This is a genomic window from Metallibacterium sp. (assembly GCF_054637675.1).
The window spans coordinates 25271-49118 of the sequence record NZ_JBTSRB010000005.1 but is presented as its reverse complement, the minus strand read 5'-3'; the positions used below and the strand labels follow the sequence as shown (position 1 = coordinate 49118).

Annotated in this window: 22 protein-coding genes; 12 read left to right on the top strand and 10 right to left on the bottom strand. The window is 67.3% G+C overall.

Going from position 1 to position 23848, the window contains the following annotated elements:
• Positions 1-300: 300 nt before the first annotated feature.
• The 3 genes from ACYDAT_RS02995 to ACYDAT_RS02985 all read left to right on the top strand — a co-directional run bounded on the left by ACYDAT_RS02995 (position 301) and on the right by ACYDAT_RS02985 (position 6433).
• Complete coding sequence (locus tag ACYDAT_RS02995) at positions 301-2451, top strand: M3 family metallopeptidase (protein WP_461448429.1); 2151 nt, start codon at positions 301-303, stop codon at positions 2449-2451.
• Between the two features lie 168 nt (positions 2452-2619).
• The gene (locus ACYDAT_RS02990) at positions 2620-5784 is read left to right on the top strand and encodes a valine--tRNA ligase (RefSeq protein WP_461448471.1); all 3165 of its coding nucleotides are present in this window, start codon (positions 2620-2622) and stop codon (positions 5782-5784) included.
• A 103-nt stretch (positions 5785-5887) separates the two neighbouring features.
• Positions 5888-6433, top strand: coding sequence for a hypothetical protein (locus tag ACYDAT_RS02985; protein WP_461440671.1), 546 nt, complete (start codon positions 5888-5890; stop codon positions 6431-6433).
• A gap of 108 nt (positions 6434-6541) precedes the next feature.
• Here ACYDAT_RS02985 and ACYDAT_RS02980 read toward each other — a convergent pair whose 3' ends face one another.
• A complete protein-coding gene (locus ACYDAT_RS02980; protein WP_461448428.1) occupies positions 6542-7120 on the bottom strand; it encodes a D-glycero-alpha-D-manno-heptose-1,7-bisphosphate 7-phosphatase in 579 nt (192 codons plus the stop codon).
• Positions 7121-7338: 218 nt separating this feature from the next.
• Between ACYDAT_RS02980 and rfaE2 the strand changes: the two genes are divergently transcribed.
• Positions 7339-8403 (top strand): D-glycero-beta-D-manno-heptose 1-phosphate adenylyltransferase, encoded by a 1065-nt coding sequence (gene rfaE2, locus ACYDAT_RS02975; RefSeq protein ID WP_461448427.1) that lies wholly within the window; start codon positions 7339-7341, stop codon positions 8401-8403.
• A gap of 11 nt (positions 8404-8414) precedes the next feature.
• On the opposite strand, the gene ACYDAT_RS02970 is transcribed toward rfaE2, so the two are convergent.
• Complete coding sequence (locus ACYDAT_RS02970) at positions 8415-8858, bottom strand: phospholipase D-like domain-containing protein (protein ID WP_461439944.1); 444 nt, start codon at positions 8856-8858, stop codon at positions 8415-8417.
• Positions 8759-10444 (bottom strand): D-alanyl-D-alanine carboxypeptidase/D-alanyl-D-alanine endopeptidase, encoded by a 1686-nt coding sequence (dacB, locus tag ACYDAT_RS02965; protein WP_461448426.1) that lies wholly within the window; start codon positions 10442-10444, stop codon positions 8759-8761. Before dacB ends, ACYDAT_RS02970 begins: the two co-directional genes overlap by 100 nt.
• A 287-nt stretch (positions 10445-10731) precedes the next feature.
• On the opposite strand from dacB, the gene ACYDAT_RS02960 reads away from it, so the two are divergent.
• Positions 10732-11385, top strand: a complete 654-nt coding sequence (locus tag ACYDAT_RS02960; RefSeq protein WP_461439946.1) for a Pr6Pr family membrane protein — start codon at positions 10732-10734, stop codon at positions 11383-11385.
• A 309-nt stretch (positions 11386-11694) separates the two neighbouring features.
• Positions 11695-12879, top strand: coding sequence for a BaiN/RdsA family NAD(P)/FAD-dependent oxidoreductase (locus ACYDAT_RS02955; RefSeq protein WP_461439947.1), 1185 nt, complete (start codon positions 11695-11697; stop codon positions 12877-12879).
• Here the strand turns inward: ACYDAT_RS02955 and ACYDAT_RS02950 are convergent.
• The 7 genes from ACYDAT_RS02950 to ACYDAT_RS02920 form a co-directional block, all read right to left on the bottom strand.
• On the bottom strand, positions 12825-13181 hold the full coding sequence (locus tag ACYDAT_RS02950) for a GIY-YIG nuclease family protein (RefSeq protein ID WP_461439948.1): 357 nt from the start codon (positions 13179-13181) through the stop codon (positions 12825-12827). The two genes, ACYDAT_RS02955 and ACYDAT_RS02950, sit on opposite strands and share 55 nt — an antisense overlap.
• A 13-nt stretch (positions 13182-13194) precedes the next feature.
• Entirely contained in the window at positions 13195-13506 is a 312-nt protein-coding gene (locus ACYDAT_RS02945; protein ID WP_461439949.1) for a YkgJ family cysteine cluster protein, read from the bottom strand.
• Positions 13507-13545: 39 nt separating this feature from the next.
• The gene (locus tag ACYDAT_RS02940) at positions 13546-14475 is read right to left on the bottom strand and encodes a DMT family transporter (RefSeq protein ID WP_461448470.1); all 930 of its coding nucleotides are present in this window, start codon (positions 14473-14475) and stop codon (positions 13546-13548) included.
• A 52-nt stretch (positions 14476-14527) separates the two neighbouring features.
• Entirely contained in the window at positions 14528-16504 is a 1977-nt protein-coding gene (locus ACYDAT_RS02935; protein ID WP_461448425.1) for an acetoacetate--CoA ligase, read from the bottom strand.
• A gap of 94 nt (positions 16505-16598) precedes the next feature.
• The gene (locus ACYDAT_RS02930) at positions 16599-17540 is read right to left on the bottom strand and encodes an electron transfer flavoprotein subunit alpha/FixB family protein (RefSeq protein ID WP_461439952.1); all 942 of its coding nucleotides are present in this window, start codon (positions 17538-17540) and stop codon (positions 16599-16601) included.
• Positions 17541-17557: 17 nt separating this feature from the next.
• Entirely contained in the window at positions 17558-18304 is a 747-nt protein-coding gene (locus ACYDAT_RS02925; protein ID WP_461439953.1) for an electron transfer flavoprotein subunit beta/FixA family protein, read from the bottom strand.
• A 101-nt stretch (positions 18305-18405) separates the two neighbouring features.
• Positions 18406-19320: an ATP-grasp domain-containing protein gene (locus ACYDAT_RS02920; RefSeq protein ID WP_461439954.1), complete on the bottom strand. Its 915-nt coding sequence runs from the start codon at positions 19318-19320 to the stop codon at positions 18406-18408.
• Positions 19321-19417: 97 nt separating this feature from the next.
• On the opposite strand from ACYDAT_RS02920, the gene dusA reads away from it, so the two are divergent.
• The 6 genes from dusA (at position 19418) to ACYDAT_RS02890 (ending at position 23772) form a co-directional block, all read left to right on the top strand.
• Positions 19418-20446, top strand: a complete 1029-nt coding sequence (gene dusA, locus ACYDAT_RS02915; RefSeq protein WP_461448424.1) for a tRNA dihydrouridine(20/20a) synthase DusA — start codon at positions 19418-19420, stop codon at positions 20444-20446.
• A 95-nt stretch (positions 20447-20541) separates the two neighbouring features.
• Positions 20542-20799 carry a hypothetical protein gene (locus tag ACYDAT_RS02910; RefSeq protein ID WP_461448423.1) on the top strand — a complete coding sequence of 86 codons (258 nt, stop codon included), beginning with the start codon at positions 20542-20544 and terminating at the stop codon, positions 20797-20799.
• Positions 20800-20846: 47 nt separating this feature from the next.
• On the top strand, positions 20847-21233 hold the full coding sequence (locus ACYDAT_RS02905) for a helix-turn-helix domain-containing protein (protein ID WP_461448422.1): 387 nt from the start codon (positions 20847-20849) through the stop codon (positions 21231-21233).
• A 208-nt stretch (positions 21234-21441) separates the two neighbouring features.
• Positions 21442-21693 (top strand): PepSY domain-containing protein, encoded by a 252-nt coding sequence (locus ACYDAT_RS02900; RefSeq protein ID WP_461440106.1) that lies wholly within the window; start codon positions 21442-21444, stop codon positions 21691-21693.
• Complete coding sequence (locus tag ACYDAT_RS02895; RefSeq protein WP_461440107.1) at positions 21693-22385, top strand: response regulator transcription factor; 693 nt, start codon at positions 21693-21695, stop codon at positions 22383-22385. The genes ACYDAT_RS02900 and ACYDAT_RS02895 overlap by 1 nt, the downstream gene beginning before the upstream one ends.
• Entirely contained in the window at positions 22375-23772 is a 1398-nt protein-coding gene (locus ACYDAT_RS02890) for an ATP-binding protein (RefSeq protein WP_461440108.1), read from the top strand. The genes ACYDAT_RS02895 and ACYDAT_RS02890 overlap by 11 nt, the downstream gene beginning before the upstream one ends.
• Positions 23773-23848: the final 76 nt, after the last annotated feature.

The window sequence follows — 23848 nt, the reverse complement described above, 5'->3', positions numbered from 1 at the left end:
CGCCATTCCGCAGTACGACGGCCTCAAGCACGGCGATGACCACAGCGACGCCGTGCACCTGGCGCAGTTGATGCGGCTGGGGCTGTTGCCGGAGGGCTACATTTATCCGCGCGAGCAGCGCGCCACGCGCGACCCGTTGCGACGTCGTCGGCATCGGGCCAGGCGGCGAGGCGATGCCTGGCACCGAGGGGTTGTCGTGCGTGCACCGCGCACTGCACGATGCCGCACCCTGTCTTTCAGCCCATTCGTGCCGGGTCGCAATCGGCTAGCGTGCGCGCAACCCTTGTCCAGGAGTTCGTCATGCTCAAGCGCGCATCGTTGGGTCTGCTCGGCAGCATGCTCGTGCTGGCCAGCGCCCAGGCCGTCGAAATCCACAACCGCGAGTCACTGCCCGCGAGCAATCCGTTCGCGCGCGCCAGCATGCTGCCGTACCAGTTGCCGCCGTTCGATCAAATCAAGGACAGCGACTACGCGCCTGCCTTCGCGCACGGCATGGCCGAGCAGCGCGCTGAAATCCTGACTATCGCCAACCATCCTGCGCCGCCCAGCTTCGACAACACCCTGTTGGCGATGGAACGCTCCGGGCGTCTGCTCGATCGCGTCAGTCTGATGTTCTTCAATCTCAGTTCCAGCAACACCAACGCGGCGATGCAGAAACTGGAGGCGCAGCTCGCGCCGCAACTGGCCGCGCACCGCGATGCGATCCTGCTGGATGACAAGCTTTTCGCGCGCGTCGATGCGCTGTACCGGCAGCGCGCCACGCTGGGCCTGAACCCCGAACAGTTGCGTTTGGTCGAGCGTTATCACACCAACTTCGTGCGCGCCGGTGCACGCCTGGCTCCAGCGCAAAAGGACACACTGCGCACGCTCAATGCGCGCATCGCCGCGGCGCAGACGGCGTTCGAGCAGCGCCTGCTCGAGGCCAACAATCAGGGTGCGCTGGTGATCGAGGATGTGCGCCAGCTCGACGGACTCGCGCCCGGCGCCATCGCCGCCGCGGCCGAAGCGGCCAAGGCGCGTGGGCTGACCGGCAAATACGTGATCGCGCTGCAAAACACCACCAGCCAGCCGACGCTGACCGATCTCAACGACCGCGGCGTGCGTGAACGTCTGCTGGCGGCCTCGATGCAGCGCGGGCTGCGCGATGGCGCCACCGACGAGCGCGCGCTGATCACCGAGATCGCGCGCCTGCGCGCCGAACGTGCGCGATTGCTGGGCTATCCCAACCATGCCGCCTACGCGCTGGAGGACTCCACCGCGCACGACACCGCTGCGGTCAACGCCATGCTCGGCAAGCTGGCGCCGCCGGCCGTGGCCAACGCGCGCAGGGAAGCCGCGGATTTGCAGCAGGCGATCCAGGCTGAAGGCGGCAAGTTCCAACTCGGTGCCGCCGACTGGGCGCACTACGCCGAGAAGGTGCGCCAGCAGCGCTACGCCTTCGACGAGAGCCAGATGCGGCCCTATTTCGAGATGCAGCGCGTGCTCGAGGACGGCGTGTTCTACGCCGCCACGCGCCTGTACGGCGTCACCTTCAAGCGCCGCACCGACCTGCCCATGTATCACCCGGACGTACAGGTGTACGAGGTGTTCAACAGCGACGGCAGCAGGCTCGGTTTGTTTCTTGCCGATTACTACGCGCGTTCCAGCAAGCGCGGTGGCGCGTGGATGAACAATTTCGTCGATCAGTCGCACCTGCTCGGCACGCTGCCGGTGGTGGTGAACAACCTCAACGTGCCCAAGCCACCCGCGGGCCAGCCCACGCTGCTGAGTTTCGACGAGGTCAATACAGCGTTCCATGAGTTTGGCCACGCGCTGCACGGATTGTTTTCCGACGTGACCTACCCGATGTTCTCCGGCACCAACGTGCCGCGTGATTTCGTCGAGTACCCCTCGCAGGTCAACGAGATGTGGGCCACATGGCCCGAAGTGCTCACGCACTACGCGCGCCACTACCAGACCGGCGTGCCGATGCCGCAGACGCTGGTGGACAAGGTGTTGGCCGCGCAAAAATTCAACCAGGGCTACGCCACCACCGAATATCTGGCGGCCGCGCTGCTGGATCAGGCTTGGCATCAGATCGGCCCGGCGCAGGTGCCTGCCGCAACGCAGGCCGAAGCCTTCGAGCACGCCGCGCTGGCCAAGGCTGGCGTGGCATTCGGCCCGGTGCCGCCGCGCTACCGCAGCACGTATTTCGCGCACATCTTCGGTGGCGGCTACGCGGCGGGCTACTACAGCTACATCTGGTCCGAGGTGCTGGATGCCGACAGTGTCGAATGGTTCAAGCGGCACGGCGGCCTGACCCGCGCCAACGGCGATGCCTTCCGCAGCAAGCTGCTCTCGAAAGGCGGCAGCGTCGATGCCATGACCTTGTTCCGCGACTTCTACGGCAGCGATCCCGATATCCAGCCGCTGCTGGAACGGCGTGGCCTGGCGGGCGCGAGCGATACCTGAGTCGTCGTCTCGGCGATTGCTTGCGGATGACGGGGGCCATTGGCCCCCGTTCTCGGGTGCTGGCGCCGAGCCATGTCATCCTGAGCTGCGCGAAAGATCTCGCCGTGGCGCCAGCGCGCGCGTTTACAATCGTCGGCTCATCCGACGATCCGTGCGCCCGCCATGCCCTTGTCCGCCAGCTTCGAACCCGGCTCGATCGAATCGCAGTGCTATGCGCGCTGGCAACGCCTGGACTGCTTCAAGCCCTCGGGCACGGGCGATCCCTACTGCATCCTGCTGCCGCCGCCGAACATCACCGGCACGCTGCACATGGGCCACGCCTTCCAGCAGACGATCATGGACGCGCTGATCCGCCACGCGCGTATGTCGGGCCGGCGCACGCTGTGGCAGGGCGGCACCGATCACGCCGGCATCGCCACCCAGAAGATCGTCGAGAACCAGCTGGCCACCGAGGGCAAGACCCGCCACGACCTCGGCCGCGAGGCCTTCGTCGAGCGCGTGTGGCAGTGGAAGGAACAGTCGGGTTCGGCCATCGGCAACCAAAGCCGCCGTCTCGGCGCCGGCATCGATGGCTCGCGCGAGCGCTTCACCATGGACGCGGGCCTCTCGGCCGCGGTGCGCAAGGTGTTCGTCGAGTGGTACCGCGCCGGCCTGATCTACCGCGGCAAGCGTCTGGTGCACTGGGACCCGGTGCTGCAGACCGCGGTGTCGGATCTGGAGGTCAACAGCGAGGAGCGCGACGGCTTCCTGTGGTCGATCCTGTATCCGTTCACCGACGAAAGCCTGCGCGGGCCGAATGGCGAGCGCGGGCTGATCGTCGCCACCACGCGCCCCGAGACCATGCTGGGCGACGTCGCGGTGGCGGTGCATCCCGAGGACGAGCGTTATGCGCATCTGGTCGGCAAGACGCTGACCCTGCCGCTGACCGGACGCCACATCCCGATCATCGCGGACGCCTACGTCGATCGTGAGTTCGGCACCGGCTGCGTGAAGATCACGCCGGCGCATGATTTCAATGATTACGCCGTTTGGGAGCGCCATCGCTCCCGAGGGCTTTTCGCCGGACTTCCGAGTGGCGGCCTCGTTGGCGTCCTTACACGCGATGCCAAGATTAAATCTTCGGAATTTGATGATTTCGATTTCCACAACCGTCCACGCGATCTCGCGGGCATCCAGCAAGCCGATCCCGAGGGGGTTGTCGGCAGACCGACCGTTGAGCTAATACCCGAGCCTTACCGCGGCCTCGATCGCTACGAAGCGCGCAAGGCCATCGTCGCCGACCTCGATGCGCAAGGCCTGCTGATCGAGACCAGGCCGCACAAGTTGCAGGTGCCGATCAGCCAGCGCTCGGATGCGGTGATCGAGCCGATGCTGACCGACCAGTGGTTCGTCGATCTCACGCGCGACGTGCTGCCCGACGGTCGTCCCGGTGGGCGCAAGGCCATCACTGAACCTGCGCTGGAGGCCGTGCGCTCGGGTGCGATCAAGTTCGTGCCCGAGAACTGGGCCGGCACCTACACGCAGTGGCTGGACAACATCCAAGACTGGTGCATCAGTCGCCAGCTGTGGTGGGGTCACCGTATTCCGGCTTGGTACGACAAGCACGGTCGTTACTACGTTGCCGAAACACCGTTTGAAGCCCACCAGCAGTGGCTCACTGCGAACAACAATGGCGGCATTGTCGGCCGGGCGGGACTCCAATCCGACGACACGAATGATGAGATCGAAAAGAAGCTCTTGCGTGCCGGCTGGCCCGAACGACTACGTCAAGACAACGACGTCCTCGACACCTGGTTCTCCTCCGCGCTGTGGCCATTCTCGACCATGGGTTGGCCGAAGTCCGACGGCCCCGTCGTGATCGATGGCAAGGCAGTCGCCGACTGGTCGCAGGATCAAGCCTTCCTGCCCAGCGCGGTGCTGGTCACCGGCTTCGACATCATCTTCTTCTGGGTCGCGCGCATGGTGATGGCGACGGCCTACTTCGTCGGCCGCAATCCGGATGGCACGTACGCACCGGAACGGAAGGCACTGAGGGACCGCGTGCCGTTCCGCGAGGTCTACATCAACGCCATCGTGCGCGACGCCGAAGGCCAGAAGATGTCCAAGTCCAAGGGCAACACCATCGATCCGCTGGACCTGATCGATGGCATTGGCCTCGAGGACCTGGTGAAGAAATCCACCGCCAGCCTGCTGATCCCGCAGGTGCGCGCCAGGGTCGAAAAGCGCATCCGCAAGGACTATCCCGAAGGCATCAAGGCGGTCGGCACCGACGCGCTGCGCTTCACCTTCGCCGCGCTGGCCACGCACGGACGCACCATCAACTTCGACCTCAAGCGCGCCGAGGGCTACAGGAACTTCTGCAACAAGCTGTGGAACGCCGCGCGCTTCGTGCTGATGAACACCGAGGGATTCAGTGCCGCGGGCGAGCCAACGCCGGTCACGTTGGCGGAGCAATGGATCCATCAGCGCTTCTGGTCGACGATGCAGCTTGTCACGAAGGAGTTTCGCAACTACCGCTTCGACCTCGTTGCGCAGGGCTTGTACCAGTTCGTCTGGAACGACTACTGCGACTGGTTCGTCGAGCTGGCCAAGCTGGCGCTCCATGGCGACGATGAAGCAGCCGCGCAGTCCACGCGCCACACCCTGCTCTACATCCTCGAAGGACTCCTGCGCGCGCTGCACCCGATCACGCCTTTTGTCACCGAAGAGATCTGGCAGGAAATCGCACCGCGACTGGGGCTCACGCAGTCGAGCATCCTCGGCCGCCCCTACCCTGAGGTGCCGGAAGCCACCGCCGCAATGAGCATCGAGGAACAGGCTCGTTTCAAAGCTACCGCGTCCACTCTTGAGACCAGCAGGATCGAGTTCCTGATCGACGGCGTGAAGAAACTGCGCAGCATCCGCAGTCAGTTCGGATTGGCACCCAACCGTCAGGTGCCGTTGCTGATCGAAGGAACGTTGATCGACCCGAAACTTTTCAGCGACATCGAACCTATGCTGCGCGCGCTGTGCCGCATCGAGTCCATCCGTCATCTGGATGCGGGCGAGCAGGCGCCGGCTGCCGCGGGGGTTCCGTTCCAGGGCGCGAAACTACTGATTCCCCTCGTCGGCCTGATCGACCTCGACGCCGAGCGCGCGCGCGTCGCCAAGGAACTCAAGCGCGTCGAGGGCGAGATCGCCAAGTGTGAAGCCAAGCTGGGCAGCGCCACGTTCGTGGCCAACGCGCCGGCGGCGGTGGTCGAGCAAGAGCGCCAGCGCCTGGACAAGTGGCGTGACGATCACGCCAAGCTCGGCGCGCAGGCGCTGCGTCTGGCCGAGTCAGTCATGCTATAGCTTGCTGCACGTGCAACAGGGCAGGGGGATCTGCCGGCTCAGGTTGCGCTCACGCGCGCAGGCTCGAGCGGTTGTACGCTTGCACCGTGATGGAGGATTCGCCATGAACCGTTGCTTTGTCGTCGCATGGGCGCTCGTACTGCCGCTGGCCGCACCGGCCCTGGCCGAAGCTGCCGCCGCGCCTGCTGCGCCTGAGCTGAATCTGCAGTTGCCGATGCAGTCTTACGCCAGCGTGCTGGCCGCGCCGGCGCAAACCTCGTCCGTGGCGGATACCGGCGCTGGCGCGCTTGTGCCAGCGGCTGGAGCCAAGCAGCCAGCCGGCACGCTGAACGATTCAAAACCGCTGGTATGGGGCAGCCTCAGCACCGGTGTGGGTTACGGCGAGGGGCTTGGCAGCAGCAACTGGCAGAGCGCCAACGTCAACGCCACCAAGCTGTTCGGCAGTGCCAAGCATCCATGGGCCGTTACCGGCAGTGTCGCCGGCGGTCTGGGTTACAGTCAGGCGTTCGGCGCCACGCAGTGGGAGGGGGGCAGCGTCGAGATGAGCAAGATGTTCGGCAACCCCGCCCATCCGTTCGCGCTTACCATCGGCATCAGTGCCGCGCACATGCGCACTCTCGGCAACGGCAACTGGCCCAATAATCCCTGATGCCGGCGCCAATACGGCGCCGAACAGACCCGCGGCAGCGCAGCCTGCAGCGGACAAGGACACGATGCGGGTAGCGGTGGTGCGTTGGCGCATCTGCGCGGCGCGGTCCTATCGAGCACACCAGCGTTGCAGCGTGCGGCGTGCGGCATCGAGATCGCGCACGGTTTGCAGGTCCGCCGCGGGCGTGGGTCGTGCGGCAGCGCCAGCGCTCAACAGCATCAATAGCCCCACGCCGGCACGCCGGCCGGCTTCGCTATCGCTGACGCTGTCGCCGAGCAGCGCGGAGCGCGCGAGGTCCAGATCGAGATCGCGCGCGGCCTGCAGGATCATGCCTGGCGCGGGTTTGCGGCAGGCGCAGTCGCGCCGGCATGGGCCAACGCCGAACTCGGGATGGTGCGGGCAGTGGTAGATGCCATCCAGCAGCACACCCTGCGCGGCCATGGCGCCGCGCAGCCAGCCGCTGTAGGCGTGATATTGCGCCGCGCTGTAGTGGCCGCGCGCGATTCCGGCCTGATTGGTGACGATCACCAGCGCGCAACCCAGTGCCTGCGCGCTGCGGCACAGCTCGAAAATGCCGGGCACGAACGCGGTGTCCTCGGCGCGGTGCACGTAGCCGTGGTTGACGTTGACCACGCCATCGCGATCGAGGAACAGTGCGGGGCGTGGCGCGGCAGCGGGCATCGTCATGGGTGGGGCGGGCAGGCGCGCATTCTCGCAGCTTCCACGCTTGCGCGCGGTTGAGCGAAACGACCGATCGGCCGCGCGCGGCGGCTTTGGCTATGCTTGCGCGCGCGGGGTTTGCGCCATGCGGATCGAACCCTGCATCCGGCGCTTTGCGCCACCTTTCCCCGGTGGCAAGGAGCGAACTCGAGCGCTGCAAACAATTGCTGCTTATGGAATCGAACATGCCGATGAATCTCGAGGATGTGCAGGCTGCATTTGCCGACAGCGCCGCGGTCAAGATGCGTGCGCTGGCGACGCTGGCCGAGCCCACGCTGCGCGCCGCGCGCGTACTGGCAGCGCGGCTGGGTGACGGCCACCAGGTGCTGGCCTGCGGCAACGGTGGTTCCTCGGGCGATGCGCAGCATCTGGCCTCGGAGCTGGTCAACCGCTTCGAGCGCGAGCGTGTCGGTCTGCCGGGTATCGCGCTCACGCCGGACAGCAGCGTGCTGACCGCGATCGCCAACGATTACACCTACGAGCGCGTGTTCGCGCGTCAGATCGAAGCATTGGGGCGCCCTGGCGACGTGCTGGTGGCGTTCACCACTTCGGGCAATTCGCGCAACGTGCTCGAAGCGGTGCGCTGCGCGCAGGCGCGCGGCCTGTGGGTGCTGGCGCTCACCGGCAAGGACGGCGGCGCGCTGGCGCCTTTGCTGCGCGGCGGGGACATCGAGCTGCGCGTGCCCGCGACCAGCACTGCGCGCATCCAGGAAGTGCATCTGCTGTTGATCCACACCTTGTGCGCGTATCTGGACAGCGTGTTTGCCGAGGACGCCCACCTGCCCACTGGCAAGGTGCATGCCGATGTCGCGACGCTGCAGCCGCTGCTGCTTGGGCGCCAGCCGCTGGTGTTCACCAACGGCGTGTTCGATCTGCTGCATCGCGGCCACGTGCACTATCTGCAAGCCGCGCGCCGCGAAGGCGCATGCCTGGTCGTGGGCGTCAACAGCGACGCTTCGGTGCGGCGTCTGGGCAAGGGTGATGAGCGTCCCTTGAACGCACTGGATGATCGCATGGCGGTGCTGGCCGGGCTCAGCGCGGTCGACTACGTGCTGCCCTTCGCGGACGACACGCCGCTGGCGTTGATCGAGGCCTTGCAGCCGGATGTGCTGGTCAAGGGCGGCGATTGGGCGCCGGATGCCATCGTCGGCGCTGACCGTGTGCGCACGCGCGGCGGGCGCGTACTGTCCATTCCCTTCGCGCACCCGTTTAGCACCACCGCGCTGGTGCAGCGCATCCGCGGCGGCTGAGCCGCCCGCCGTTAATCCACGCGCGGTGGCGCGTAGTGGCCGCCTGGCTCGATGCGGTGCACCTGGCCCATTCCAGTCGCGCTCGAAAATGGCGGTGAGCGTTTGCGCCGGCGCCTTGCCGGCTTGCAGTGCTCGATGCGGGCGTAGGGAATGAAACCCTGCGGTGTCTCGCGCAGGGCGCTGTACTTGACCTCGATATCGGGCATCAGCGCCAGCGACTGCAGATACACCTGCATCGGCTCGCGCAGCGACCAGTTGGCGACGATGATGCGCACCTTTCGAAGTCGAACGCCGCCGCGAAAGTCCGCGCCAGGCGCGGTGTTGCGCACCACCGCGCCGATCTCGTGAATTTGCGTCAGCGCGCGCCAGTCCCGGTTCTGCGAACCGACGAACACAATGCGGTCATCGACGATGAAGTCCTTGGTGTGCAACACGCCGCCGGTGAGTTTGTCCACCGGCAGGATGCGGATGTCGATGTTCGGCCTGCCGTGCCGGTGCTGGCGGGCGCATCCGCGCGCGCGGCGATCAGACGCACGATGCTATCCAGATCATCGGTCGGAAAAGGCGGCGCCCAGTCGCCGTTGGGCTCGATCGGGCGCTGGTAGTTGTTGAGCATCAGCGCGAAGGCGAGGCGCTTGCCGTCACCGGCATCCAGATAACCGGACAGCGTGTACATGTGCGCCAGCGTGCCGGTCTTGGCCTGCACGCTGTCACCGTCGGGCAGATTTTTCAGGCGCCAGGTGAGGGTGCCGTTCTTGCCGGCATGGGGCAGCGCATCGCTGAGCGTGGTCGCCCAGGGCTGTCGCGCGATCCACGCCAGCAGCGTGGTAGTGGCGCGGGGGCTGACCATGTCCTGCCGTGACAGGCCGCTGCCTTCGCTGAAGTGCACGGCCTCGCGGTTGATGCCGATCTGCCCGAGCAACGTGCGCATCGCGCACAGCCCCCATTGTTCGGTCCAGTGCAGCACCCAGCCGCATGAGCCTTGTCCGCTGTGCTGCCACATCAGGCCCGCCTGCAGCAGCAGCGTCTGCGCGTAGAGATTGTCGGAATACTTGAGCATGTGCCGCACCAGTTGCGCCAGCGGCGGCGATTGAAGCGTGGCGATGCGCACGGTGTGCGGGTCATCCAGGGTGGCATCGGTTTGCGGCCAGCGCAGCACGCGCAGCCGGCCACTGAAGCCGATGCCGGTGCGCGCCAGCGCGTCGATGAGCTGCTGCCCGGCCATGCGCGCCGGATCGGGCGCGGCCAGCGTGTAGCTGCGCGCGCGCACGCCTTGCGGCAGGCTGCCGCTGACGTACAGCGTGTCATGGCCCAGTGGGCGATACAGGAGCAGGCTGGATGGATCATCCGGCGTGGCGTTCACGCTGAGGTTGTCCACGCGCACGCCGGCGCTGGCCGGCTGCACGTCGATCGTGCAGCAGCGCGTGCCTTGCCGGCTGACGGTCACGCGGAGGGTGCCTTCGCCGGTGGTCAGCGCGCCGACCGCGGGGGCGTAGTCCGCGAACAAATCCTCGGCGCCCCAGCCGGTGCCGAAGGGCGGGCCGCGGAACATGGTGTCGTCGGCGATCAGATCGCCGTTGACGCGCACGACGCCAGCGGCGGCCAGGCGCGCGGCCAGCGTATCGGCCCAGTCGAGTCCATCGGCGGCACCGGTATCGGTGCCCAGCGCCGGATCGCCGCCGCCGCGCAGGATCAGATCGCCTTGCAGCACGCCATGACCGTCGGGCCGGTCGGTGGCGTACAGCGTGGTGCTGAAGCGCGCCTCGGGTCCGAGCAGGTGCAGCGCCAGCGCGGTGGTGTAGAGTTTGGCGTTGGACGCCGGCACGAACAATTTGTCGGCGTCGTGGTCATAGAGCGTCTTGCCGTCGGCCAGGTTGATGACATCGATGCCCCAGCGTGCGCTGGCAAAACGCGGCTGTGCGATGAAGGCATCAATGCGCGCCGCCAGCGTGGTCGTGGCACTGCTGGCGGCAACGGGTGCGCGGGTGGCTGGCGCCGGCCGCGCCTGTGCGCGAACCGCCAGCAAGGCAAGCGACAGCAAGGCGCCTCGGAAGACCTTTTCGAGGAACATTGCACAAGAGGGAGACCATGCCGCAGCCATCGTGTCAGCGCTGGGTCGTGGGTGAGAAAAGCCCGGACATGCGCCGGATTTCCTGTCCTCGATAAGCGCCAAGGCAGGGCCGTTCGAGGTTCCCGGCAAGGCGATCGGCTGTATTCTCGACATGGTTCAGCGCTGGCTGTTGGATATTGCGGCAGTATCCGGCATCCGCGCCGCGCGGTGCACATCGTGGCGCCCGCACAACTCACGTCCGCACAAATCGAAATCTCATGCAGCCATTCATCTCCCGTGCGTGCATCTGGCAGGGCTTGACCGCATTGATCGCCGTGCTGGGTTTACTGCTGCAATTCGTGTGGATGCAGACGCAGGCGCAGTACGTCGGCGCGCTGTGGATGACGCTGCGTTATTTCAGCTACTTCACGATTTTGAGCAACGTGCTGGTCGCGCTCGTTTGCGGTGTGGCCGCGCTGGCGCCGCGCAGTCGCGCCGGACATTGGTGCACGCACGCTGGCGTGCGCGGCGCGGTGCTGCTGTACATCCTGATCACCGCGGCGGTGTATCACCTGCTGCTGGCGGCGCACTGGCATCCGCGGGGGCTGGCGTTGCTGGCCGACGTGCTGCTGCACACCGTGGTGCCCGGCGTGTACGCGCTGGGCTGGCTGTGGATCGCGCCAGTGCGCGGGCTGCGCTGGCAGTACCTTGGCGTGTGGTTGCTGGTGCCGGTGCTGTATTTCATCTGGGCCATGCTGATGGGGCGGTTGCTGCACGTGTATCCGTATCCGTTCCTCAATCTCACGCGCCTGGGTGTGGAGCTGTTGCTGCGCAACGCGGTGTTGCTGCTGCTGCTGTTCGCGCTGCTGGGCGCGGCGCTGGTGCTGCTGGATCGCAGCCTGCTGCGCCTGCATGGCGACGCGCGGCGTTAGGCCGCGGGGCATCGCATCGTCGTGCCGCAGATGACGCATCGTCGGGGCTGATACCTGTGATACTGCCACGCGCAGCAGTGCCTGTTGCACGCGTTGCTGCGAGAATTTCCCCGCCCTCAGGAGCGCATGTCATGAGCAAGAGTCTCAACCAGAAAAAAGACGCCAAGAAAAAGCCGCAGAAGACGTTGAAGGAAAAGCGTGCCGAAAAGCACGGCAAGACGGATGCCAAGGTCTTTCTGCCGAAGTGATGGAGCGCTGCGCTGACGAAACTGGCCGCGTGCGGCATTTGCGCTTGCACTGAGCCGCGGCATGGGCGCATTGCAGATCGACGTCGCCATTATCGGTGGCGGCGCGGCGGGGTTGATGTGCGCGCGCGTGGCCGGCCTGCGCGGTCGCCGCGTGCTGCTGATCGAGCACGCCGAGCGGGTTGGCAAGAAGATCCTGATGTCCGGTGGCGGGCGCTGCAATTTCACCAACACCGGCACCACCGCGGCCAACTTCATCTCGGCCAATCCGCACTTCTGCAAGTCGGCGCTGGCGCGCTTCACGCCGCAGGATTTCATCGCGCTGGTCGATCGCCACGGCATCGCCTGGCACGAGAAAGAGCTGGGGCAGTTGTTCTGCAATGACTCTTCCAGTCAGATCGTGCGCATGCTGCTGGATGAATGCGCGGCGGCCGGCGTGCGCGTCGAGACGCGCTGCAGCGTCGCGCAAGTACAGCAGCGTGATCAAGGTTTTGTGCTGACGACGACGCTGGGCGAGGTCCACGCGCAGGCGCTGGTGGTGGCCAGCGGAGGGCTGTCGATTCCGAGCATGGGCGCGACCGGTTTTGGCTACGTGCTGGCGCACCAGTTCGGTCATGCCGTGCGCGCGACTCGCGCCGGGCTGGTGCCGCTGACCCTGAGCGGCACGCACCAGCAGCACTATCAGGATCTCAGCGGCGTGGCGTTGCCGGTGGAGGCGCGTTGCAACGGCCAGCGTTTTCGTGCCGGCATGCTGGTCACCCATCGCGGCATCAGCGGTCCGGCGATCCTGCAGATCTCCTCTTACTGGCAGCCGGGCGACGATCTGCGCCTGAATCTGCTGCCGGATTGCGATGTGTTCGAAGCCTTGCGTGAACAGCAACGCGCGCATTCCGACGCCGAGCTGCGCACGCGATTGGCCGAGCTGCTGCCGCGGCGACTGGCGCTACGCCTGTGCGAGATCGGGCTGCCCAACCGCCCGCTGCGTCAGTACCGCGAGGCCGAACTGCGCGCCGTCGCGGCGCAGATGGAATCCTGGCCGCTGGTCGCCAGCGGCACTGAGGGCTACCGCACCGCCGAGGTCACCCTGGGTGGCGTCGATACCGATGCGCTGTCATCGACCACGCTGCAATCGCGCCACGTGCCGAGGCTGTACTTCATCGGCGAGGTGGTGGACGTCACCGGTCATCTCGGCGGCTACAATTTCCAGTGGGCATGGGCTTCGGGGCACGCCGCAGGCAGCGCCGTCTGAGCCGGGCAATCCGCGTTGCGCTGCTGCTGCGCGGCATACGCTGGTGGCGGGGGCGGGGCGACGTTTGCGCATAGTGCGCGCTTGGCCGCCGGTGACAGTTGCTTGATCGCGTATTCCGCTTTCGATGCGGCGGAGCGGTCGGCGTACGCGAACCGCGCCAGCAGCCGCGTCGGCGGGTGCGCACGGGTGTAGCGCGCGCCCTTGCCGCGCGCATGCGCGGCGTAGCGCGCATCCACGTTCACCGCGATGCCGGTATACAGGCTACCGTCCACGCACTCGATCAGATAGACGAACCAGGCCATGCGTGGCGACCGATCAGGCGAGGCTGGCGGCGCCGCGCCGCCAACTGGCACGCTCGGCGCGGCAGTCGCTGTCGCCCATGGCGAAATCGCGGCAGGCGCGTGGACGGCGTGCGTAAATCGTGCAGCGCAGGCTGTCGCGATCGAGCGCCGCGCACCAGCCGTCGTCGCGCTGGCGCATCACCTCCATGCCATGCGCATCACGCGTCAGCAGCCACTGCGGCACGTCATCGTCGGCCATCACCAGTGCCTTGAGCTGGCAGCAGCAGGCCTGGCAGCGGCTGCAACTGATCGTGGCGCGGTCTTCGCTGTCGGCAGGTACTGGCATGCCGGCAGTGTCCCACACAGGCAGCCGTGGCAGCCGCGGTCAGTCGATCATGCTCTTGGATTCGGCGGTGGCCAGCAGCTCCGGCTGCGCCTCATGACGGCGGCCGTGGGTGAGCAGCGGGTGCAGGAATACCGCGGCCAGAATCACCACCACACCCAGATAAAAGCGCGCGTCCAGCACGCGCTGCTCGTGCAGCAGCACGATCGCCAAGACGATCGCGTACACCGGTTCGAGGTTGGTGATCAGTTGCATGCTGAAGGCGCTGACCTGGCGCAGCGCGTGCAGCGACAGGGTGAACGGCAGCAGCGTGCAGGCCCACGCCAGCACCAGCAGCAACACGGCATCGTGCGCGTCGGGCAGCGGATAGGTTGCGCCGGCATGCGGCAGCAGCGGCGCCAGCAGGGTGAGAAACGCGGCGCCGGCGCCCAGCTCCAGCGTGGTCACCGCCAGCGGATCGGCGTGCTCGACCAGACGCTTGTTGAGCGCGCTGAAGATCGCCACCAGCAGCGCCGAAACCACGCCCACGGCCACGCCCAGACGCATGGCGGCGGGCACGCCATCGACCACCAGCGCCACGCCCGGCACCACCACCAGCGCCAGCAGCAGCTCGCGCAACTCGAAGCGGCGCCGCGCCAGCCACGGCTCCACCAGCGCCAGGAACAGCGGCGCGATGGCGATACAGGTGGCCGCTACCGAGGCGTTGGCCAGCTTGATCGCGCCGTAGAACGTGAGCCAGTGCAGCGACACGATCACGCCGATGCCGGCGTAGGCCAGGCGCAGCCGCGCCGGCATCGCGCGCAGCGCGCGCCATACGCGCGGCAGCAGCAACAGCGTGGCGCTGACCAGCAGCATGCGCCACCACACCAGCGGCAGCGCGGCCAGCGTGATGAGCTTGCCGAGGATCGCGGTGAAGCCCCACAGGAACACGCAGAAATGGATCTGCAGACGGGCCTTGGTGGTAGGCGACATGGTCAGCGCGAGGCGCATGCGCGCCGCGACGCACGCCGCAGCGGGTGGCGCATCAATGCGCCTCGAGGCTGGCGCGCAGCGCGGCGAAATACGCCAGCGCCTGTGGGTTGGCCAGCGCGTCGGTGTTCTTCACCGGGCGGCCGTGGATGGTTTCGCGCACCGCCAACTCGGTGAGCTTGCCGGACAGCGTGCGCGGAATATCCGCGACCTGCTCGATGCGCGCCGGCACGTGGCGCGGCGTGGCGTTGGCGCGGATCACCTGACGGATGCGCGCGCGCAGCGCCTCGTCCAGCGTGAACCCCTCGCGCAGACGCACGAACAGCACCACGCGCTCATCGCCCTGCCAGTGCTGGCCCACGGTGATGGATTCCAGCACCTCGGGCACCTGCTCGACCTGGCGGTAGATTTCGGCGGTGCCGATGCGCACGCCCCCAGGGTTGAGCGTGGCGTCGGAGCGGCCCTGGATGATCACGCCGCCGTGCGCGGTGATCTCGACGAAATCGCCGTGCGCCCACACGCCGGGAAAGCGCTCGAAATACGCGGCGCGGTACTTGCTGCCGTCGGCGTCGTTCCAGAAACTCACCGGCATCGATGGAAACGGTGCCAGGCACACCAGCTCGCCCGGTTCGCCGCGCACCGCTTGCCCGGCGTCATCGAAGGCGTCGACCTTCATGCCGAGGCCGCGGCACTGCAATTCGCCGCGGTACACCGGCAGCAGCGGATTGCCCAGCGCGAAGCACGACACGATATCGGTACCGCCCGAGATCGAGGCCAGCAGCACGCGCTCCTTCACCTCGCGGTACACGTAATCGAAACTCTCCGGTGCCAGCGGCGAGCCGGTGGAAAGAATCGTCTTGAGCGCGCCGAGCTTGTGCGTCTGCCGCGGCTTCACGCCGGCCTTCTCGGTGGCCGCGATCCACTTGGCGCTGGTGCCGAGCACGCTGATGCCGGTTTCATCGGCCAGATCCCACAACGCGTTGCCGTCCGGATGAAACGGCGAACCGTCGTACAGCACCAGCGTGGCGCCCACCGCGAGGCTGGATACCAGCCAGTTCCACATCATCCAGCCGCAGGTGGTGAAGTAGAAAATGCGGTCGTCGCGCTTGAGATCGGTGTGCAGCACCAGTTCCTTGAGGTGCTGCAGCAGGGTGCCGCCGGCGCCGTGCACGATGCACTTGGGCACGCCGGTGGTGCCCGAGGAGTACATGATGTACTGCGGATGGTTGAACGGCATCGGCGTGAACTCGAGCGCCTCGCCGTGGCCGGCGACGAATGCCTGCCAGTCCTGCGCGCCGCGCAGCCCCGCGAGGCTGGCGTGATGGCCGCTGTAGTCCAGCACCACGGTGCGCTCGATCGCCGGAATCGCATCGAGCACGCTGCGCAGCTTGGCCAGCACGTCGTGGCTCTTGCCGTCGTAAGGGTAGGCATCGACGCTGACCAGTACCCTGGGCGCGATCTGGCCGAAGCGATCGACGATGCCGGGTACGCCGAAATCCGGCGAGGTCGAGGACCAGGTGGCGCCCAGCGTCGCCGCGGCGAGCATGGCGACGATGGCCTCGGGCATGTTCGGCATCAGCCCGGCCACGCGGTCGCCGGGGCCGACACCAGCGGCGCGCAGCGCGTGACTGAAGCGCCCGACCGCGGCGGCCAGTTCGCTGTAGCTCAGCTCACGCGCGTGGCCCCATTCGTTGCGGAAGATCAGCGCCAGGTGCGTGTCACGATCGCGCAGCAGATTCTCGGCGAAGTTGAGTCTGGCGCGCGGGAAAAAGCGCGCGCCGGGCATGGCCTCGGGATTCTCGATCACCGGCTCGAGTTCGCCCGTGGCGCGCACCCCGCAAAATTCCCACACCAGCGGCCAGAAGCGCTGCGGCTCGCGCACCGAGAATTCCCACAGCGGCGCGTAACGCACCAGGTCCGGGTTGCCGGTGCGCTCGCGCACGAAGCGCAGAAAGCGCGCCATGTTGGACGCCTCGGCGCGTTCACGGCTGGGCTCCCAGATGGGTTTGTCCATGGGATGGGCTTTGTCCATGCATGCTTCCTCGTTGCAGGCCACGCATGCTAAGCACATGCACGCGCAAAACCAAACGCCGCGCGCATGGCGGGGCGTTTGCGTCAGCGGTGTATCAACCGAGTGCCTGCTGCAACTCGGGCACGAGCTTGAACAAGTCGCCGACCAGGCCGAAATCGGCCACCTCGAAGATCGGCGCCTCGGCGTCCTTGTTGATGGCCACGATGGTGCCGGCGTCCTTGATGCCGGTGAGGTGCTGGATGGCGCCGGAGATGCCGATGGCCACGTACAGCGCCGGCGCGATGATCTTGCCGGTCTGGCCCACCTGCATGTCACTGGGCACGTAGCCGGCGTCCACCGCCGCGCGCGAGGCACCGACCGCGGCGCAGAGCTTGTCGGCAAGCGCGTAGATGATCTGGAAATTCTCCGCCGAACCCAGCGCGCGTCCACCGGAGACCACGCGACTGGCGCTTTGCAGATCGGGACGATCACTCTTGCCCGACTCCAGCGCGACGAAGCGCGTATGCGTGGGCAGCGCGACGTCGAGCGCGAGGTTTTCGATCGGCGCATGCGCGGCGCCAGCCTTGGCCTCGGGCCAGGACGCGGTGCGCACCGTGGCGACCACGGTCTGGTCGCCGGGCGCCTGCACCGTGATCAGCGCGTTGCCAGCGTAGATCGGGCGCACGAAGCGGTGCGCGTCCTCGACCTGCATCAGATCGCTGACCTGGGCCACGCCCAGCAGTGCGGCGACGCGCGGCATGAGGTCTTTGCCGAAGGTGGTCGAGGGTGCCAGCACGTGCGTGAAGCCCGCGGCCGCGGCGATCACCTGCGGCGCCAGCACCGCGGCCAGCGCGCGTGCATTGGCCGGGTGGTTCACGCTGCGCACGCGCGTCACGCCGTCCAGCGCGGCGGCGGCACGGGCGATGGCATCGGGCGCGGCGGCCAGCACCAGCACCTCGATCTCGCCGCCGATCTTCAGTGCGCAGCTCACGCAGCGCGCGGTGGCTGGGTTGAGCTTGCCGTCGTGATGTTCGGCAACGATCAGGATCTTGTTCATGGTCACTCGCTCCTCGCTCACACCAGGCCCTTGTTTTTCAGTGCGGCCACCAGCTCGGCCACGTCCTTGACCATCACGCCCTTGCCGCGCTTGGGCGGCGGCGCGTAGTGCGTGGTCTTGAGATGATCGCCGCTGCTCACGCCCAGCGAAGCCAGTTCCAGTACCTCGATGGGCTTGTTCTTGGCCTTCATGATGTCCGGCAGCTTGATGAAACGCGGCTCGTTCAGGCGCAGATCGGTGGTGATCACCGCGGGCAGGTCGACCTCCAGCGTCTCCAGACCGGCATCGACCTCGCGCACCACCGTGGCCTTGCCATCGGCGATGCCGAGCTTGCTGGCAAAGGTGGCCTGCGGACGATCCCACAGCGCGGCCAGCATCTGTCCGGTCTGGTTGCTGTCGTCATCGATGGCCTGCTTGCCCAGGATCACCAGGCCTGGTTGCTCTTTCTCGACCAGCTTCAGCAGCACGCGTGCCGCGCTCAGCGGCTGCACGGCATCGGCGGTACTGATGTGGATGGCGCGGTTGGCGCCCATGGCCAGGCCGTTGCGCAGATGCGCCTGCAGATCGGCCGGGCCGATGCCGACGATCACCACCTCGCTGGCGACGCCCTTTTCGCGCAGGCGCAGGGCTTCTTCCAGCGCGATCTCGTCGAACGGATTGGGCGAGAGCTTGACGCCGTCGCTGACCACGCCCGAACCGCCGGGCTTGACCTGGATGCGGACGTTGTAGTCCACGACGCGCTTGTAACCGACCAGGATCTTCATGCCATGTCCTTGTTCAGCGGCCCGCGCATGGCGCGAACCGGGTGCGTGTTGGAGAAACAATCCGCGATTTTACCCGCAGTCGACGCCAGCGCGGGGTGAACTCAACGCGTGGCGCGCGCCAGCAGCGCGGCGGCAAGGCGCTGCGCGGCGCCGGGCGCGAAGTCCAGAAACAGCGAGGGCTCGACCAGTTCCAGCTCGATCAGGCAGGGCGCGCCGGCGTCGTCGCGCAGCAAATCCACACGCGCGTACAGCGGTGCGTCGGGCGTCGACCGGAACGGCGCGGGCAGGGCAGACAGCACGCGCTGCGCCAGCGCCAGCTCGTCGGCGCCGGGCTGGCGCGGCTGGATATGCTCGGGCGCGAACAGCGCGCGCGTCGCCGCGGCGTTGGGAGCCAGCAACGGCCCCTTGCGGATGCCGTGACTGAACACGCCATCGAAAAACAGCAGCGCGGTTTCGCCGGCGCTGTCCACGCGCGCCAGATACGGCTGGATCAGCGCGTGCTTGCCCTGCGCCTGGATCGCGGCGAGGTGCGCGCGCATCGCCGTGCGCGCCTCGGGGCTGTGGCGCATGGTGTCGCGCGAACCGGCGCTGACACTGGGCTTGATCACCAGGTCGGCGCCCGGCCACGCGGTGTGCGCGGCATCCAGCGCAGGCTCGATGGCGGTATCCGGCGCAAGAAAATGCGTCGGCACTGTCGCGATACCCGCCTGCGCCAGCTCGCCCAGATAGTGTTTGTCGCTGTTCCAGCGCAGCAGCGCGAGCGGGTTGAACAGGCGCGTGCGCGCGGCGGCGTGCTCGACCCAGCGCAGATAGTCGTCGAGGCGCCAGGTGTAGTCCCAGGTCGAGCGGATCAGCGCCACGTCAAAGCGCGCCCAGTGCACTTGCACGTCGTCCCAGCACACGATCTCCACCGTGGTGCCAGCCGCACGCAGCGCCGCTTGCAGCGGGGCGAGGTCGTCGTCGCGACCCAGCGCATCGCGGGCGCTGACCAGGGCAATGCGCGGCGCGGTGCTCATGCGGGTTCCATGCAAAGCGCGCAGGCTAGCCGCTGCCGTGTGTGCCGCCAAGTCGCAGCACGCTGCGCGCCCGTGGCGGATACCGGACAATGCGCGCATGAACGCCTCCGCGCCCCTGCCGATGCCAGCCGCTGCCAGCCCCTGGCGCCTGTGCGTGGCGCCGATGATGGACTGGACCGATCGCCACTGCCGCGCGTTTCACCGCGTGCTGGCACCGGGTGCGCGGCTGTACACCGAGATGTTGCACGCGCAGGCGCTGCTGCACAGCGCCGCCGGGCGCTTGCTGATGCAGGCGCCGGGCGAGCGTCCCACGGCCCTGCAACTGGGTGGCAGCGATCCGGCGGCACTCGCCGCCGCCGCGCGCGTGGGCGAGGGCGCCGGCTACGACGAGATCAACCTCAACGTGGGCTGCCCGTCCGAGCGTGTGCAGGCCGGACGCTTCGGGGCCTGCCTGATGCTGGAGCCGGCGCTGGTGGCCGATTGCGTGCGTGCCATGCAGGACGCCGTGCAGGTGCCGGTGACGGTGAAGTGCCGCATCGGCGTGGACCAGCAGGACGGCGAGGCCGATCTGGATCGCTTCGTCGAAACCCTGCTGCGGCGCACGCGCTTGCGGGTGCTGATCGTGCACGCGCGCAAAGCCTGGCTGCGGGGCCTGTCGCCGCACGAGAATCGCAGCGTGCCGACGCTGGACTACGCGCGCGTGCAGCGGCTCAAGCGCCGCCATCCTGGGTTGATCGTGGTGCTCAACGGCGGTCTGGTCGATGTCGCCAGCAGCCGCGCGCAACTGGATGCCGTCGATGGCGTGATGCTGGGCCGCGCCGCCTATCACGATCCCTGGGTGCTGGCCTGCCTGGATGCCGAACTGCGCGGCGTGCAGTCGCCCGCGCGCGCCGCGGCGCTGCGCGCGTTCAAGCCCTACGTCGAGTCCGAATTGGCGCGCGGCACCGCGCTCAAGCACATCACCCGGCATGTGCTCGGCCTGTACCTCGGCCAACCAGGCGCGCGCCAGTTCCGGCGCGTGCTGACCGAGGGCGCTGCGCGCACCGCTGCCGACTGGGGGCTGATCGAGCAGGCGCTGGCGCAGGTCGAGCGCATTCAGCCTGCGGCTGCAGTGACTGCGCGGTAAGCGACCCCGTTTCCGGCACCGGGCATGGTCGCGATGCAGCGGCGTCGCGTTGAGCGCCGCGCGGAATTGGGATGGCATGACGCGCAATGCCGGATATGAGACTCCTGCACAGCTTCATCGAACTGGCGCCGTTCGTGCGAGCCCGTGAGGCCTATGGCATGGACGATGTCGAGTTCGCGGAGCTGCAATTGGCGCTTGCCGCCGCGCCTGAGTCCGGCGACGTGATCCCGGGTTCCGGTGGCTGCCGCAAGTTTCGCTGGCGCGCGCAGGGACGCGGCAGGGTAATCCACTTCCTTCCCGCTATAGAGGGTTCGATTGTCCTGGTGTTGCCTGTACGCCAAGAACGTGCGTGACAACGTGGATCCGGAACTGTTGAGGCAATTGAAGACGAGGTTTGATCATGACCAAGCTGACCGCCAAGCAGCGCGCCACACGGGATGCGAGTCGCGACCTCAATGCCGAGCTGCGTGAGGCGCTGAACGACAGCGCTCGCTGGGTACGCAAGACCGACTTCAAGTCCTTGGGCGACGGGCGCATGAGGCGCCGGGTTGTGCGCAGGGATGGCACCGTCGAGAAAGACGAGGTGATCCCCGCCGGTCGCGTGGTCGTTGCCGCGGCGCGTGCGGGTACAGGCCTCTCGCAAGTCGAGTTTGCAAAGCTCCTGGGGGTGTCGGTGCGCACGCCGCAGGACTGGGAGCAGGGACGTCGCGAGCCTTCCGGTGCCGCGCAGACGCCGCTGCGCATCGCGACCCTGCACCCGCGCATCGTGCGTGAGGCGGCGGCGTGACCCACGGCCAACACCCGGCCAACAACACCCGGTCAATCTGACATCTGTCCGCTGCGCGACTGAGAGAGTGAGTGTTGCTGAGCGTCGGATCGACGCCGCCCCAGGGACGTGTGATGCAGATGGTTCCGTCCCCCGGTTCAGGCGCGATTCCGGCGCGGGCGACCGGAACGGGGCAAGCTAGCTGAACAAGCTGAACTACCATATCGCCATGAAACCGTTTCGTATCCTGCTGGTCCCCGTTCTGATGCTATCGGTCGGCTTGGCGCAAGCTGTCGACAAACCCGAGATCACGCTGGATCAGGCCGTGGCCCAGGTGCAGCGCGAGACTGGCGGCAAGGTGCTGGCGGCCGACAGCATGCGCGTGGGCCGGCGCGAGGTGATTTACCGCATCAAGGTGATCACGCCCGCGGGCGTGGTCAAGGTGGTCCAGATCAAGACCGAACTGAAGGAGAAACGCTGATGCGCATTCTGCTGGTGGAAGACGAAGCACCGCTGCGCGAAACGCTGGCGGCGCGCCTGAAGCGCGATGGCTACGCCGTGGACATGGCGATCGATGGCGAGGACGGTCTGTTTCAGGGCCGCGAAGTGCCGTTCGATCTGGCGATCATCGATCTGGGCTTGCCCAAGCTCTCGGGCATGGAACTGGTGAAGGCCCTGCGCGAGGCCGGGCAGCGCTTTCCGATCCTGATTCTGACCGCGCGCAGTTCGTGGCAGGACAAGGTCGAGGCGCTGAAGTACGGCGCCGACGATTACCTGGTCAAGCCCTTTCACGTCGAGGAACTGCTGGCGCGCATCAACGCGCTGGTGCGGCGTGCCAGCGGCTGGTCCAAGCCGCAGTTGCGCTGTGGCCCGGTGCGGTTGGACACCACCGCGCAAACGGTCACGGTGGACGGCAAGCCGGCCGATCTGACCAGCTACGAATATAAGGTGCTGGAATATCTGATGCTGCACGCCGGCGAACTGGTGTCCAAGGCCGACCTGACCGAGCACATCTACCAGCAGGATTTCGACCGCGATTCGAACGTGCTCGAAGTGTTCATCGGGCGTCTGCGCCGCAAGCTCGATGCGGACGGCGCGCTCAAGCCCATCGAGACCGTGCGTGGCCGCGGTTATCGCTTCGCCATCCCGCGCAGCGAGGCCGATGAGGACTGATGCAACTCGACCGCTGTCGCTGCTTGCGCGCTCGGCGCTGGCCTCGCTGTTGGCGCTGGTCGCGTTTCTGGGGGTCACCGGGTTCGCGCTGGATCGTGCCTATTACGAGGGCACGCTGACCGCCGAGCGTGACCGCCTGCAAAGCTATTTCTACGCGTATCTGGCCGGTTTCGATGTGCGCCGCGACGGCACCCTGATTGCGCCGGATGCGCCGCCGCAGCCGGATTTCGATCGCCCCGGTTCCGGCCTGTACGCGGTGATCACCGACAGCAAGGGCGTGCGCTGGGCCTCGCGCTCGGCGCGCGGGCGCGAGCTGCCGTTCAACGGCAACCTCGCGCCCGGGCAGGTGGATTTTCGCGGCCCGCTGTCCAGCGCGGCGATCGGCCATGTGTTCGTGCTCAGCGAGGGCGTGGCCTGGGACATCCCGCACCGCGCGCCGCTGCGCCTGACCCTGCACATCGCCGAATCCGATCAGGCTTTCGAGCGCCAGATCGACGCCTATCGACGCACCCTGGCGCTGTGGTTGCTGGGCTTGGGCGTGGCGCTGCTTGCCATGCAGCAAATGCTGCTGCGCTGGAGTCTGTCGCCGCTGAGTCGCGTGCGCCAGGAATTGCGCCGCGTGCAGCGCGGCGAAGCCAGCGCCTTGTCCAGCGACTACCCGCGCGAGTTGTCCGGCCTCACCCGCGGCCTCAACACGATCATCCAGAGCGAGCGCGAAACCCTGGAGCGCCAGCGCCACACGCTGGCGGATCTCGCGCACAGCCTGAAAACGCCGCTGGCGGTGATTCGCGCGCGCTTCGAATCCGACGCCGAGGATGCACCGCCGCCGCCGGTATGCCACGACGTGCTGGAGCAAGTGCGGCGCATGGACGGCATCGTCGCATATCAACTTTCGCGCGCCGCGGCCAAGGGTCGGCAGACCTTCGCCGCGCCGGTGCCGGTGGCCACGCACGCCGAGGCGCTGGTGCAGGGGCTGGAGAAAGTTCACGCCGTGCGGCGCATCCTGTGCGAGTTCGACATCGACCCCGAGGCGCGCTTTTTCGGCCCCGAGGGCGACCTGCTGGAACTGCTGGGCAACCTCACCGAGAACGCGTTCAAGTGGGCGCGCTCGCGCGTGCTGCTCAGCGTGCACCGCCTGCAGGAAGCCACGGCGCTGCGCGAGGGCCTCGAGATCCTCGTCGAGGACGACGGCCCCGGCATCCCGCCCGAGCGCGTCGATCGCCTGCTGCAGCGTGGCGTGCGCGGTGACGAACGCGTGCAGGGTCACGGCATCGGTCTGGCCATCGTGGTCGATCTGGTGCACGCCTATCGCGCTGAACTCAACGTGGACCGCTCCGAGGCGCTGGGCGGCGCGCGCTTCCGCCTGCGCTTTCCGCCGATTCGCTGAGCGTGTTGGCCTTGGCGGCGGGGCGCAGCCGGGTCATCGTTGCATGCGTGGCGATGATCCTGATCGCCACGACGCA